The organism is Psychrobacter sp. R86515 (assembly GCF_042466315.1).
Taxonomy (GTDB): Bacteria; Pseudomonadota; Gammaproteobacteria; order Pseudomonadales; family Moraxellaceae; genus Psychrobacter.
This window is the reverse complement of record NZ_JAXHCC010000001.1, coordinates 1,013,363-1,028,264: the sequence shown is the minus strand read 5'-3', so window position 1 is coordinate 1,028,264 and position 14,902 is coordinate 1,013,363. Positions and strand designations below refer to the sequence as shown.

Below are 14,902 nucleotides of genomic sequence, written 5' to 3'. Positions count from 1 at the left end.
CTACGTTGTAACCAGCGCTGCATATTGGCAGTGGTCTGTCCTTTGAACATATTGATAGGCATTTTGTGTCCTCCATATGAGTAATCGCTGTTGTTAACAGCCACGTTATGATTGTCAGCGATAGTGACTACACCAAGCGGCATGCCCCTATTCGTTACTATTTGGTGAATTATATTCTTTTATCTATTTATCTTGTCTATTTATGCGGCGCAGCACTTTTATTCGAACTTATTGTCATACCTATTTAGCCGTTACTTTACGCTTATTTTTATCACTACTCACTACTTGAATATTTATAGAGTGCCTGTCTTTAGAAGATGGTTAATAGTGTCGTATAAAAATAAATACTCTCAACGTTCAGTATATGACATTTCATGGCGCTAACACTATTATCCTGTGCGCGACGTGCATGCCCCACGCAGCTACTGTATGATAAATAAAAACTTAAAGTATGATGCTAATGCCTTTTGCATAGTGCAGGATAACCCAAGGCAACGTTATTTCATATGGGCTTCGTATACTTTCGTGGCCGTGACATAGCTTTTTAGCAGGTACGGCTTACATCAGCTTGAAATAAAATCATGGTATGATGTCAAACCAAATATTTTACTAAACAAACAAAAGTTAGCTTGTATATAAGACTGTTTATTGCAGGTTTATAAACTGGCTATCATCACTCTTGTTTTCCATCTTTTGCATTTCTAGCGTATTGTGATTTATCTAGAAACGCTTTTGTCTTTGCTACTTTATAGTAGTTATATCATATCTAGCTTATGTTGTGATTCATGATGGCTATCAGTGCGATGGCTTAGCTACAACAGAAACGGATAACAACTTATTGTTAAATAAACGGTAGCGACTATCTTATAACAGCTATCAATAGATATAAAATATGACAAGATTATAAAAGGATTAATTTATGGATACCGCCCTTTTGCTATCCGGCGTGGTTGGGATTGGCATTGCCGCCCAATGGTTGGCTTGGTATTTAAAGCAACCATCCATTTTATTTTTATTACTGATTGGTATTATCGTCGGCCCAGTGCTGGGTGTATTTGACCCAGACTTGGTGTTGGGCGAGCTGATGTTTCCTTTCATCTCTTTGGGCGTAGCGATTATCCTATTTGAAGGATCGTTAACGCTAGAGTTCGATGAGATTAAGCAACATGGTACCGTGGTACAGATGCTGGTATCGGTCGGTGTACTGATTACCATTGCTATCGTGGCCCTATCGACTTATTTACTATTCGATGTCGATCCATTGATTGCTCTACTATTCGGTGCGTTAGTCTGTGTGACTGGTCCGACGGTTATTATGCCGCTGCTGCGCAGTGTACGCCCCAACAAAACTATTTCCAACATCTTGAAGTGGGAAGGTATTATCATTGACCCAATCGGCGCTATCGCTGTGGTATTGGTCTATGAGTACATTATCTCAGGCGGCGAAGCCAGTAGTATTCTACTGTTTGCTAAGATTGTCGTATTGGCTACTGCAATGGGTATGGCGGGCGCTTGGCTACTTGCCTTCCTTATGCGCCGTCATATGATTCCTGAGTTCTTACGTAATGTCTTTACCTTAGCATTTGTACTGGTGTTATTTTCGATATCGAATCATCTAGAGCATGAATCTGGTCTATTGACCGTTACAGTATTGGGTGTGGCGTTGGCAAACTGGCCAAAATTCCCCCGTGAGACGATTTTAGAGTTCAATGAATCGTTAACTATTCTGCTGATTTCAGTGCTATTCATTATTCTGGCGGCGCGTGTAGAGCTAGCAAGCTTGCTTAGTGTGGGTTTTGCAGGGCTAGTGCTGCTCGCTATCGTGATGTTTGTCGCACGTCCACTATCAGTCTGGGCATCAGCTATCGGCTCTAACCTTAAAACCAATGAAAAGCTGATGATTAGCTGGATTGGGCCACGTGGTATCGTTGCCGCTGCCATCTCATCTCTGTTTGCGATTCGTTTGCAAGAGTATGATATTCAGGGCGTAGAGCTACTTGTACCTCTCGTATTTATGGTTATCATCGGTACGGTCATGATTCAGGGCCTGGGTGCAAAAGTAGTCGGTAATTTACTTGGCGTACGTGAGCCTGAGACTAACGGTATCCTTATCGTTGGCTCAAACCCAATTGCACTATTGATTGCTACCTCTCTCAAAGACCAAGGCTTTGACGTCATCGTTGCGCACAATAACTACACCAATATTGCACGCGCACGCATGAGCGGTCTGCGTACTTATTTTGGTAACCCTATCTCTGATCACGCAGATCATCATCTGGATCTAATCGGTATTGGTCGCTTGTTTGCGATGAGTATGGACAAAGAAATGAATACGTTGTCCGAGATTCATTATCGTCATGAATTTGGTGAGCGTAAGCTATACCGTCTCAAATTCAGTGACGAAAAAGTCAAAAGCGAGCGTGATGATAAGCAATCGAACTTCCATTCACAGTGGTTGTTTGGCAAAGATGTGACCTATACCAAGCTTGCCAGTATGCTGTCCAAAAAAGCTCGAATTAAGATTACCAACATTACGGATAGCTATAGCTTTGAGCAGTATAAAGCGGATAATAAGCAGTTCGTACCGTTATATACTGTCGACAAAGAAGGCAAACTGCACGTTATCACCGATAAGTTTGACGGTACTGTCCCTCGTGACCGTAAGCTTATATCGCTAGTGGTAGACGATGAAGTACAGCCGAAGCCAGTCGATGTAACGCCTAAACAAGAGCAGGCTCGTATGGCAGCTGATGCTAACTTTGAGTCAAACTCAAAAGCACCTGAAAAGCGCAAAGAGCAGGAGCCTAGCCCTGATGACAGTCAGACAGCAGCACCAGAGCCTTCGGTAGATAGTGACAAAAGTGATGAGCAAAACACTGCTAATCAGTCATCAACCACCCAAAGCAGTAACACCGAGACTAAGTTACCTTCTAGCACTACCGTAGAGAAAAGTGAGCCAGTAGAAGAGCCAAAAACATCTGCTACTAATGGGGATAATAAAGGCGTCATGTCTGCAAACTCGACCGCGACTTCGAAGACCAAAACCTCTACGAACAGTAATGGCAATGGTAGTGCCCCTAAAAACAAAAAAGGAGCGCTTGACCCAAATCGTCTACCTGACTCTGCTCAAGATAGCGACGCCTCTATCGCTACTACTGAGGATGTAAAAGTAGATAAAATAGATGACAAATAACGTGCATAGTTATCCGCTTTATTGACCTAAAGATAAAAGATTTACCTTAACAAAAAGCCCCAGCATATTGCTGGGGCTTTTTGTTGGGGCTAACTAACTGACTGCCTGCCTGACTGGCTATCGATACATCTAACTGCCTTATAAATCTACTTGGCAAAATTTAATTATTTGATATCGAATCTGTCCATAACTGTCTGCCATATACGCGCACTCACATCATCCGTACTGCCCGATGCATCAATACGCTGTATACGCTCAGGATACTCGCTCGCAAGCTGACTAAAACCAGTATGCACCCAAGTAAAAAACTCGGTAGCCTGCTGCTCAAAACGATCGGCCGCACTGCGCTTATTGGCACGTTTCATACCTTCTGCTACTGGCAAATCCAACCACAATGTCAGCTCAGGAAGCTGCGTCACAAATTGTTTGATAAGCATATCTATTTTGCCGCGTACCAACTCGTCGCCATACGCACGCCCAAAGCCCTGATACGCGATAGTAGAGTCGGTAAACCTATCACATATTACCCAAGTACCATTTTGGAGCGCTGGTAAAATGACTTGCTGCATGTGATCACAGCGCGCAGCAAACAATAGCAGCAACTCGGTATCGTCTTCGATATCCGTCGCTGGGTCCAATAATATGTCTCGCAATTGCTCTGCAAATGGGCTACCACCCGGCTCACGAGTACGCAGATGTGGAATGCCATTAGCTTCTAAGCGCAAGCACAACTGTTCAATCGCAGTAGTTTTTCCCACGCCTTCGGTCCCTTCAAAACTAATAAAGCGGCCTAACGTAGGTGCCGTCTCCGTATTTAAAGCACTTGATTCAGGTAGATTCGATGATGGGGTGTTGGTATGTGACGGTGTTGCGCTGGTGTGCATAGATACTGACATGATATGACCTTATGTCATTGATGAGCGCTACCTCTATTTTGTAGCACTCAATAAACGATAAGTTTTTTAAGAGGATTAAGAAGGAATATTACTGCGGCGGCGTTTGAGATTTTTTCTCACGCATGACACTAAGGTAGTCTTTTACCGCTTGATTGTGCTCAGCCAAGCTATTGGTAAATTTGTGCCCGCCATTGCCCGTTGCCACAAAATACAACGCCTCACTATCGGCAGGATGTAAGGTCGCTTCGATAGAAGCCGCTGATGGTAGCGCAATTGGCGTTGGCGGTAAACCATCAATTTGATAGGTGTTGTAAGACGTTTTCTCATCGATGTCTTTGCGGCGGATATTGCCATCATAACGACTGCCCATACCATAGATGATGGTCGGGTCCGTCTGCATACGCATGTTTTTATTCAAGCGATTTCTAAATACGGCAGAGACTAAAGGACGTTCATCAGCAACGCTGGTCTCTTTTTCGATAATAGATGCCATCACTAACGCTTCATAAGGACTCTTATAAGGCAGATTCGGTGCACGATTTTCCCACGCATCAGTCAGTACCTGCTGCTGACGCTTATACAAGTCAGTCAGTACTTTTTTATCGCTGGTCCCTTCACCATAATAATAGGTATCAGGCGCGAACCAACCTTCAAGATTATAATTAACAATCGGGTCACTGCTATTAGCCACACTGTCTGGCAATACACCTGTCAAATCCAATGCTTGGGCGATACTGGCATTGTCACTATCTGCGGTCAGTACTTCTTTTTCGATTTTGTCATTATCGCGCAGCGCTTGATAAAGGTCTTTAGATGTCTTACCTTCGATAATCTGTACCTTGACCATGGCCGCTTTTGCGCCTTGACCTAGTATTTGTAGCGCCTCAGCGATAGTCGGGTTTTCAGGTAGTTGATACGTACCAGCATGCAACGGCGCATCGACTTGTGACTTGATATATAGCTTAGCCACGCCTGCCGAAAACAGCGGAATCTGCTGCTGCCACTGCGGTAGTAGACCGTAATACGTCTGACCTGGCTCAATCGTGACCATTTGCTGCGGCTGCTCGATACGACCAAACAACGTCTGATAAACCATGACTAAGAAAAATGCGGCAATAAGCCCCAACACTAGCAGCACTTGATAGCCGCGTTGCATAAAAAACGACGGGTTATTGACTTTATATTGACGCGGTTTACTGTTGCCGCTGATGAGCGAGACGTTGGTTGCTGGCGTTGCTGATGTGTCTTGCACCTCATCTACCACTGGTTGCGCGTCCGGCAGCGTGGTATCGACACGCTCCTCGACTGTGCCATCTTGTTTGTTTGACGACGACTCATTGGGACGTTCAGGTGGTATATTGGGTGTAGGCTTGCTCATGGCAACTCGCGAGGCAGATGTTTGCTAGAATTTAGCACTGAACCGTGCGATTTTCAATGGTATTTGCTTAGCTTATGAATTATCTTGCTATTGATAGCAGTTTATATGGCTTAATACTTAGGCGTTTTTTTCAGTATTCTCAGCTTATCTATTAATAATGAAAATATCTTATGAACCTACATTTTAACCAAAGTCTCGCTAAAAACTATCACTCTGAACCTCAAAAAGTTCGTGTACTTAGTGAAGCATGGGTAAAGGAAAATAGTTACTGCACCAATTGTAGCGCCCAGTCGCTAGCTGAGTTTGCTAATAACAAACCTGTTGCTGATTTTTATTGCGAAAATTGTAATGAGCAATATGAGCTAAAAAGTAAAAAAGCCAAGTTAAGCAATGTTGTCAATGATGGCGCTTATAAGACGATGATTGAGCGTATCAATAGTAAGGATAATCCCAGCTTTTTCTTTTTAACCTACTCAAAAGAATACACCGTTAATAATTTTCTAATTATTCCCAAGCATTTCTTTACGCCCGATATTATTGTTAAGCGTAAACCCTTATCAGTGAATGCCAAACGAGCAGGTTGGGTTGGTTGCAATATTGACTTACGCCACGTACCCGAATCGGGCAAAGTATTTTTGGTCAAAGACCAACAAGTTATACCGCGTGAAAATGTCACCCAACAGTTCCAAAAGACTTTGTTTTTACGCAAGCAATCTATGGCTTCACGCGGTTGGACACTCGATGTCTGGCAATGTATCGACCGTCTCGATGTCAGTTTTTCTCTCAATCAAGTTTATGCTTTTGCTGACGAGTTGCAGCTCAAACATCCTGAAAACAACCACGTAAAAGATAAAATCCGCCAACAACTACAAGTACTACGAGATAAAGGCATCATTGAATTTGTAAGCCGTGGTCATTATCGAAAGTTATACTAAACTTATCAATTGTCCCAAAGTGGTAAATTTGCGCTTGATACCAGAGTTTCATAAAACCTATGCGGAACATAGTCTTTTTCTAACTCACCATGTAGTAGAAATAAAGAACTTAAGTCATCTTCAAAGCAATTACTGACTTTATTCTTCACATATTTGTTCCAGTCTATAAGCAATCCTAGTGGTGTTCGAACAGATCTAGTGAAGGGCTGCCCTTTGACAGTAATCTGGCACATTGAATAATCACTCTTTATTGGAACATTAAAATCGTACTTAATGCCTTCCTCTGATATATACGAATATTCAAACACACTACCGTAAGCAACATACTTCTTACTTTTGCTAAAATACATAACACTAAATGCTAGTTGCGATTTAGTATCTACATAGACATTTTCATAAGGATATTGTTTTGCTTTAAGACAAATTTCACTAAATATCATCAATCGACGTACTTGTAGTGGGATTCGTTTATCTTCATAGACTGAACTCATTCGATTTTATCCTTTTAAAAGAAAGGATCATTGATCGATTTGCTTTATGACACAAGTCTGCGTAACAAAAGACGATCACTTCTTTTGAGGGCTTTTGCTAATCTACTTGGTATTGATGACTGAAGTGATATACGAGAACCGAGCGTGAATATAATAGAAAAAAATGAGAAGGCAGCACAAACCTTTCAAGTTGAAATTGTCGAAACATTAAGCACTATCGTGGATGTTGTCGCAGAAGATAAGCAAAGTGCCCTTTTGAAAGCGCAAAAAATGTATAGAAATGAGCAAGTGGTTTTGTATCCTGATGACTTCATTGATACCAAATTCAATATTTTTCAATAATAGCTAAAACGATCGAAAATCCACAACATCACCTGACAACAACGTCAGACTGCTCATTGGCATGATACCGCGCAGTGCATTGCAAAAGAAAAGCTGCGTTAACTTAGGTAAATCCTCATCTTGTATTGACCTGATTATGACTGGATACTGTGTTGTAGATAGTGCATCTATAATTACCTGACGCATGACGCCAGCAACGCCCGATTGAGCCATAGAAGGGGTGTACCACTGACCAGTGGTTAGATAATCTTCATCATCTTTATGAATACTAGAGCTAGTTTTGGATTCTGATAGTGGTGCTTCTGCCAATTGATAAAATACATTACTCATCGTACCCTCAACCCACTGCCCACTCATATCGCGTAGCAGACCTTCACCAAGTGTTGAAGCAAGCTTTGATGCCAATGGCTCAGCTTTTATCCGTTGTAGCTCACCACTAGCGAGGACATTATCTAAACGATTAAGACTCTTGAGACCTGCCAGCGGTGGCGGTAAGCAAGCAATCTGAGAAGACAAACATATTGCCGAAGCATAAGTTTGAATGGGTACTAAGTTTCCATTAGGCAAGGACAATTGCAGCGCCGTAGAAACTCGCATTGCCGCAACCTTTAACCATATTTCACAGTCGCTACCATTTGTACTAGGTGTATAACCATAACCGCGTATATTCTGCGCAGCGCGAGTGACTACTAGCTTGAGCATACCCTGATCTAACTGCTGGGCATACAGTTGCAGTACGGCTAATAGCTCTTCGCTATTTATGTTTAGCTGCAAGGCTTTAGCATGAGAGACGAGCCGCTGATAATGATAATCTGACCACAGTATCAACCCATCGATGACACCCATGGTGGTAAAAAAACCGTCAGCGTATGCCAGTCCGCGATTATCTAAAGACATCGTTACCGTTTGGCTAGTCGACCTATTATCTTCAGTCAAACTGCTGACTTGTGGGTACAGACACACCCAACCGTTTGGCACTGACGTCGTATCGGTCATGATTTAGCTATTATCTGTTTGAGCGGCGGCTTTATTGATAACCAGCATGCAACTGTAGAACTCACATTTTGCTAGCTCTATCTTTTGTCCACCGACGATTCTATTTTTGATGATTTGACTATTGAGCATATCAGCAACCATTTTTCCGCCATCATCGCCCATCAATTGACGCGATAGCTGATAGGCTTTTTTGGCGTGGTTTTGGCTCAGCTCTTTTTCTTTGTCTGTATCAGTAGGATTGGCATAGTACCAGCCAAGCTCTAGATATTTTTCAGAGTCGATGATATCTAGATAAGGCGCATCCGTTTTCATAAAGCGGTATTTTGCCGCTGGATTACTGGCATAGTCTAGGCTGTTTTCGTCAGTACTCATCACTTCGCCAAACACAGATTTTATACTATCTAACTCATCTACCGCGAGCGACTCTACCTTATCCGTACCCCATGCTGCGACATCATATCTCACTGGCGTGCCTTGCTGAGCAGTGGCACCGTCTAGGTCAGGATTGTTTGCGCTGTCCTGTACTGGCTCATTCGTTGTTGCTTGCTCACTGGTCTCAGCATCTGGATTTGGAGCATCTTCTTTGGTGCTGTCACAGCCACTGAGCGTCACACCAACTGCCATTATCATACCGACTAGAAGGGTCTGTAGGTTAGGATTCCACATGGATAATTTACTCACACTTTTAGATTGATCTCGAAATAGTATTAACGAGCTGGCAGGAACGCCGCTGATAACGAATAGTTTTCAATAAAGAGCATATTTCACAAACATTATAATCTAGCAGTCATTACAGCATATTGATATAGGTTTCCATATTTTATAGTTTACCCAACTGCTCAGCACTTGACTACCTTTTACGTTACGCGGAGCACTCCCCGAGAGTACAGATTTGTTAAATATATAACGTACCAAAATAGTCTTCTCTTTAGTAGAAAGTACAAAACTACTTGCGCGTGTTTTGCATATGCTTGCCTCAATGTCACAATTTATTTTCAAAAGCGATAAGGCAGCCTCTGATTAACACTGTCACTTTCTAATAATCAATTGGTGATAGCCTCTTGGTTTGTCAATCATAGCGTTATCCCTTATGATGATTGAGCGCCACTTATTGCTTCTTTGATAGTATTTCTCTTCTCTAGCCAGCGGACTATTTATGACCCAACACTTTATCGTTATTGGCAATCCAATCGCCCATAGTAAATCTCCTGAGATTCATGAGCAGTTTGCTGTACAAGCAGGGATTGATATTAGCTATCAGCGGCAGTACTGCCCTGATGATGCCGCTAGTTTTACGGCTGTTGTTGAGGCGTTTTTTTGCGGTGGCGGTGTGGGCGCTAACGTAACGGTTCCCTTTAAACAAGTCGCTTATGATTGCTGTGCGGCGCGTGGAGGTTTATCAGAACATGCCAAGACGGCAGGCGCGGTCAATACATTACTGTTGAACAAAGCACTATTAGAAAGCGGCGTACCAACTACCGAAGCACTCTATGGTGATAACACGGATGGTCAAGGACTTATCAATCACATTACGAGTATGGACTGGCCGCTGACCGATGCTCGTGTGGCCCTAATAGGTGCAGGCGGTGCAGCGCGTGGTGTAATCTTGCCATTATTTGAAGCAGGTATTAACTCTCTCACGATTGCCAATCGCACCGTGTCTAAGGCAGCCGATTTGGAAAATGAGCTCAGTGCGGCCAGCTCAGTGATCGATGAACAACATATCGAGGTTTGCGCGACCAATGAACTTAGTGGCTCTTTTGATATCATCATTAATGCCACCTCTATCGGTTTATCAGGTGATACGTTGCCGTTGGATGATGCTCTAAACTGTCAGTACGCTTACGACATGATGTATGGTCGTCCGCTACCGTTCTTGCATCATTTTGCTGCTCGTGGCGCACAGACCTCTGAAGGCTACGGTATGCTTATCGGTCAGGCTGCTTTAAGCTTTGAGCGTTGGACTGGGCATACTATCGATGTCGCACAAGCAACAACAGCGCTAAATAAAGACCGTTAATCAAAGAGAAATCTTTGTAAAGCTCTACCCTATTAACTAAAACGTAGTAACAGCCAATTTTCAAAACGGCGTAGCGGTACACGCAATCGCGTAGAGTGTATCGCTAGACCACCACTCAATCCAATCACGCAGCCGAGCGCCGTATCAATCATACGCGCTTGGATAACGTCTCCAGCGACTGGTGGCACTGACATCGTACTACCATACTCAGCGATAAATATCGTCAGCGGCGTGATAAATATCACCGCCAGTCCATAATGCCGATCCACAAATGACTCAATCAAAAACATCATACATAATATCGCGATAGCGATGCCCCATCCTGATAGTCCCCAAGACAGCATCCAACCTGCCACGCCCATGCCAGCCAATGTACCTAATAATCGATGCAACTGTTTGATCCACATGGTTCGTAGCTGCATACCTTGGATGATAATAAAGCAGCTCATCGCTGCCCAGTATGGATAAGGCAGCTCTAACAGAACGGCAACGACCAACGCCAAACTAACGAAACTTACCACGATAAGACTATCGCTAATCATATCAGGCTGATAGTCATAGACAGGTACAGAAGCAACAGGACGCGTCGCCAATAAGAACAAACTATAGAGTAGCGCCAGCAACATCGAGGAGCCACTACCCAATATCACAAGCCCTATCGCTGAGAGCACTTGATCAATCGGCACGGGGATAAACAATGCAATCGCACCCGCCATCAACACAAACAATCCTGCGGGTGGTGGTTGCCGATAGTAACGACCTAGCATCACTACGCTAATACCAATCAGCATAAACACAGGCAGCCGAAGTACTGGTAATAGCTGCGCGATCAGACCCAGTGCAAAGCTCAGTATCATCGCAAACCCCCAAGCCATAACTGTCACTAGCCGATGTGGTAGCCCGCCTGCAAATGGTAGGTTTAAAATAATCATTGAGCCTAGCGATGCTTTGATACCTGAAGACAAGTCACCAAAATAAGCCCCTACAAACACTGGAAAGCTAATCGCAATCGCCGCGATGACTGGCATATGCCATGGTCGATGGCTACGATTGACTGTGAGTAAATGATTCAGCTCACCATCGATTAACCCCTTAATACGAGTTAACAATGTGCTCAACCAAGAGGCTCGCTGTTGCTTTTTTGAGGTGCTCATAAATGGCTTTTCCTATTTGATAAGTCCATTTGTCTCTGAATTTAGATGAGTCTACATAGCCCTTTATAGAATAATTTCAAGCGAAGATACAATTTACCTATACAAACTAAAATGAATTAATAACATAATTAATCATGAATAATAGTTATTAGTTGTATATTTGTCGCTGTAGAAGATTTATAATCATATCAACGCCATAACAGCTGTCCGTCGCTAAAGACGTTCTAATAACTAATACACTGGAAAGCTGTCCACTAATAACTCACTTGATGACTAATATAACGTCTAGCTCATCTAAAATAAGTAAATATCGCTTACATAAGTTGTGACTCAGATATTGCGCCATAAGTCTATGATAGCGAACTAACCAAAGAGAGCGATTATGTTAACTTACAAAGCCCCCTTACGTGATATCAAATTTTTGATCAATGATGTATTTGACTATCAGACGCATTATAAAAGCTTAGACAACGGCGAAAATGCTGATCCTGAAACTGTAGACATGATTCTACAAGGTATGGCTGATTTTGCTGAAAACGTCATTGCCCCGCTCTATCAATCAGGTGGTGAAGAAGGCTGTCATTTTGAAGATGGCGTCGTGACCACGCCAAAAGGCTTCAAAGAGGCTTATGACCAGTTTGTAGAAGGCGGCTGGCAAGGTATCTCATATCCTGAAGAATTCGGTGGTATGAATCTGCCAACGTCAATCAACCTTATTAAAGCTGAGATGATCGGTACTGCTAACTGGTCATGGTCGATGTATCCTGGTCTATCAACAGGTTGTATCAACACATTGCTTCAGTACGGTACTGACGAGCAAAAAGCACTGTATTTACCTAAGTTGGTCGAAGGCTCATGGGCAGGTACCATGTGTCTGACTGAACCACAGTGTGGTACGGATTTGGGTCAAGTTAAATCAAAAGCCATCCCACAAGATGACGGCACCTACAAAATCAGCGGTACCAAAATCTTTATCTCAAGCGGTGAGCATGACTTAACAGATAACATCGTCCATATCGTCCTAGCACGCCTACCAAATGCACCAGAAGGCACACGCGGTATCTCACTATTTATCGTACCAAAGTTCACCCCGAACGCTGAAGGTGAAGCTGGCGAGCGCAATGCCGTTGTTTGTGGTTCAATTGAGCACAAAATGGGCATCAGCGCATCTTCGACATGTGTATTGAACTTTGACGGCGCAGTCGGCTACTTGATTGGCGAACCGCACAAAGGCCTAAAAGCCATGTTCACTTTCATGAACACGGCTCGTATCGGTACTGGTATCCAAGGTCTGGCGCATACTGAATTGTCTTTCCAAAACGCCTTACCATATGCCAAAGAACGCCGTTCTATGCGTACGCTATCCGGTACTAAAGATCCTGAAAAAGTAGCTGATGCTATTATCCATCATGCTGACGTACGCCGTATGCTACTGACGCAAAAAGCCTTTGCTGAAGGTGGTCGCTCAATGATTTATCATTCAGCACGTTATGCTGACAAAATGGCACAAGGTATTGTCAATGGCGATGATGAAGAGTTCGAAAAATGGGACGACAAATTGGGCTTCTATACGCCAATTCTAAAAGGCTTTTTAACTGAGCTAGGTATCGAAGCTGCCAAGCATGGTCAGCAAGTCTATGGTGGTCACGGCTACATCAAAGAATGGGGCATGGAGATGATCGCTCGTGATGCTCGTATTGCGACGATGTACGAAGGGACTACTGGCGTACAAGCACTTGATCTACTAGGTCGTAAGGTTATCTTACAGTCTAAAGGTAAGATTATCCGTGATTACACGTCAAGCATCATGAAATGGTGTGGCGAGTACGCACTCGATAAAGAAATGCGTAAATTCGTTTGGGCACTGACCAAGCTATGTGCTGAGTGGAATACCTTGACGGTACGCTTGATGCTGATGGCACGTAAAGACCGTGAAATTATCTCAGCAGCATCAGAGGACTTCCTCATGTACTCAGGCTATGTGATGATGGGTTATCATTGGGCGCGTATGGCAGCAGTAGCTTACGAAAAGCTAGAAAATGGCGGCACAGAAGCACCAGAGTTCTACAAAGCAAAAATTCAGACTGCTGAATTCTACTTTGATAAGTTGCTACCACGCACGTCTGGTCACGCAGAAGCGATGGTTGCCCCAAGCGAAAGCATGACATCAATGGAAATCGATCACTTTGCATTCTTAGACTAAAATTAACTAATACCGCATCTATAATCAATAAAAAAGCGCCTATCATTTAGGCGCTTTTTTGTGTTTAACTGAAAATATGCTTATACATAATAAAAAGCAACTAGCTGTTTAAGGCGAGTACTATTAACTACCAAGCATTTTCTTATGATACACCGCACTTATCTCTTCAACTTCTACACATATCTGCAATGCTGCACGTCCTGACTGCTCTGCGCCTATTTTTTCTTCGATAGTAGCAACCAACAGCTCAGCCAACTGGTCACGAGTGGCCATATCACGTCCGCTCATGAGCTTTAGATGAGCATAAATAAATCCATTGGCTTGTTCATCGTCTTCAACACCTACTAGAAATGACTTAATAGGTACAATGCGGGCTTTGATATCAGTAGGCAACTTGAACTGACCACTATCCCACAATGCTTTGTTTAGCGATTTGAGCAGTGATTCTTCGTGAGCGATACTGACGTTGGGTGTCACTTGAATGGTTAAATGTGGCATGAGCATGTCCTTAAATGTAGATAAAAATAATAGATAAGCTGGCGTACAAGTCTACGCCTTATCGCTATGGTCAATCTACAACAATCTTGCGCTAAAATATCTTCAATACAAGCAAAACCAGTATAGATTACTCATAAATATGCTTAGCAAAATTGTCGATATGGCCATTTTGTACTAGGCAGATTACAGCCTCCATAGAATCTTTTATTCATCAGTGATATCACTAAAGCAAGCATCAAGCGTCGCGGCCAACTGTGCAGGCGGCAATTCAATCTCTAGACCGCGGCGACCACCACTTACATAGACTGCGGGCTGATCTTGAGCTGTACTATCTATCACGGTTTTTAGTCGTTTTTTTTGACCCAGTGGACTGACACCGCCCAACACATAGCCCGTGCTACGCTCTACTTGTTTGGGGTCGGCCATCTGTACTTTTTTGCAGGATAGCAATTTGTTAGAAGATAGCGCCTTCGCCATTTTTTTAAAATTAAGTGTCTTGTCGACTGGTAATATCGCCACGGCAAGTACGCCAGTATCGGTGGTCACTACTAAAGTTTTGAACACTTTTGTCACCGCTACGCCAAGTTTTTCTGCGGCTTCTAAACCGAACGATGCGGCATTGCTGTCGTGAGTATATTCGTGTACTTGGTAATCAAGGTTACTTTTTTTGGCAAGATCGATAGCTGGAGTCATAAGTTTTAGGCTTAATAAAATGAAATTGAAAAATAGACGCTATATTTATGAGTCATCGGTGATAAAAATATATTATTACGCTAAATATATGAACTTTCAAATG

13 protein-coding genes are annotated in these 14,902 nt (G+C 43.1%); 5 read left to right on the top strand and 8 right to left on the bottom strand.

Annotation, left to right across the window (positions count from 1 at the left end; genetic code table 11):
* The first annotated feature begins 919 nt into the window (after nt 1–919).
* Nucleotides 920–3,193: a cation:proton antiporter gene (locus SJY28_RS04345; RefSeq protein WP_379543566.1), complete on the top strand. Its 2,274-nt coding sequence runs from the start codon at nt 920–922 to the stop codon at nt 3,191–3,193.
* 164 nt (nt 3,194–3,357) lie between these two features.
* On the opposite strand, the gene tmk is transcribed toward SJY28_RS04345, so the two are convergent.
* On the bottom strand, nt 3,358–4,089 hold the full coding sequence (gene tmk, locus SJY28_RS04340; protein WP_379543565.1) for a dTMP kinase: 732 nt from the start codon (nt 4,087–4,089) through the stop codon (nt 3,358–3,360).
* 88 nt (nt 4,090–4,177) lie between these two features.
* On the bottom strand, nt 4,178–5,467 hold the full coding sequence (gene mltG / locus SJY28_RS04335) for an endolytic transglycosylase MltG (protein ID WP_379543564.1): 1,290 nt from the start codon (nt 5,465–5,467) through the stop codon (nt 4,178–4,180).
* Between the two features lie 170 nt (nt 5,468–5,637).
* On the opposite strand from mltG, the gene SJY28_RS04330 reads away from it, so the two are divergent.
* On the top strand, nt 5,638–6,402 hold the full coding sequence (locus tag SJY28_RS04330) for a DpnI domain-containing protein (protein ID WP_379543563.1): 765 nt from the start codon (nt 5,638–5,640) through the stop codon (nt 6,400–6,402).
* A gap of 5 nt (nt 6,403–6,407) precedes the next feature.
* On the opposite strand, the gene SJY28_RS04325 is transcribed toward SJY28_RS04330, so the two are convergent.
* Nucleotides 6,408–6,893 carry a hypothetical protein gene (locus SJY28_RS04325; RefSeq protein WP_379543562.1) on the bottom strand — a complete coding sequence of 162 codons (486 nt, stop codon included), beginning with the start codon at nt 6,891–6,893 and terminating at the stop codon, nt 6,408–6,410.
* 144 nt (nt 6,894–7,037) lie between these two features.
* Here SJY28_RS04325 and SJY28_RS04320 point away from each other — a divergent pair, with 144 nt between their 5' ends.
* A complete protein-coding gene (locus SJY28_RS04320; RefSeq protein WP_379543560.1) occupies nt 7,038–7,235 on the top strand; it encodes a DpnD/PcfM family protein in 198 nt (65 codons plus the stop codon).
* 3 nt (nt 7,236–7,238) lie between these two features.
* Here SJY28_RS04320 and SJY28_RS04315 read toward each other — a convergent pair whose 3' ends face one another.
* Both SJY28_RS04315 and SJY28_RS04310 read right to left on the bottom strand, forming a co-directional pair.
* Nucleotides 7,239–8,231: an aminotransferase class IV gene (locus SJY28_RS04315; RefSeq protein WP_379543559.1), complete on the bottom strand. Its 993-nt coding sequence runs from the start codon at nt 8,229–8,231 to the stop codon at nt 7,239–7,241.
* Between the two features lie 3 nt (nt 8,232–8,234).
* Nucleotides 8,235–8,897 carry a hypothetical protein gene (locus SJY28_RS04310; protein ID WP_379543557.1) on the bottom strand — a complete coding sequence of 221 codons (663 nt, stop codon included), beginning with the start codon at nt 8,895–8,897 and terminating at the stop codon, nt 8,235–8,237.
* Between the two features lie 490 nt (nt 8,898–9,387).
* Here SJY28_RS04310 and aroE point away from each other — a divergent pair, with 490 nt between their 5' ends.
* Nucleotides 9,388–10,251, top strand: a complete 864-nt coding sequence (aroE, locus tag SJY28_RS04305) for a shikimate dehydrogenase (RefSeq protein WP_379543556.1) — start codon at nt 9,388–9,390, stop codon at nt 10,249–10,251.
* A gap of 32 nt (nt 10,252–10,283) precedes the next feature.
* Here the strand turns inward: aroE and SJY28_RS04300 are convergent, their stop codons facing one another.
* Nucleotides 10,284–11,405, bottom strand: coding sequence for an FUSC family protein (locus tag SJY28_RS04300; protein WP_290178295.1), 1,122 nt, complete (start codon nt 11,403–11,405; stop codon nt 10,284–10,286).
* 382 nt (nt 11,406–11,787) lie between these two features.
* Between SJY28_RS04300 and SJY28_RS04295 the strand changes: the two genes are divergently transcribed.
* A complete protein-coding gene (locus SJY28_RS04295; protein WP_290178294.1) occupies nt 11,788–13,608 on the top strand; it encodes an acyl-CoA dehydrogenase C-terminal domain-containing protein in 1,821 nt (606 codons plus the stop codon).
* A gap of 123 nt (nt 13,609–13,731) precedes the next feature.
* On the opposite strand, the gene SJY28_RS04290 is transcribed toward SJY28_RS04295, so the two are convergent.
* Nucleotides 13,732–14,106, bottom strand: coding sequence for a 5-carboxymethyl-2-hydroxymuconate Delta-isomerase (locus tag SJY28_RS04290; RefSeq protein ID WP_101204592.1), 375 nt, complete (start codon nt 14,104–14,106; stop codon nt 13,732–13,734).
* 204 nt (nt 14,107–14,310) lie between these two features.
* Complete coding sequence (gene ybaK / locus SJY28_RS04285) at nt 14,311–14,799, bottom strand: Cys-tRNA(Pro) deacylase (RefSeq protein WP_379543554.1); 489 nt, start codon at nt 14,797–14,799, stop codon at nt 14,311–14,313.
* Nucleotides 14,800–14,902 lie beyond the last annotated feature (103 nt).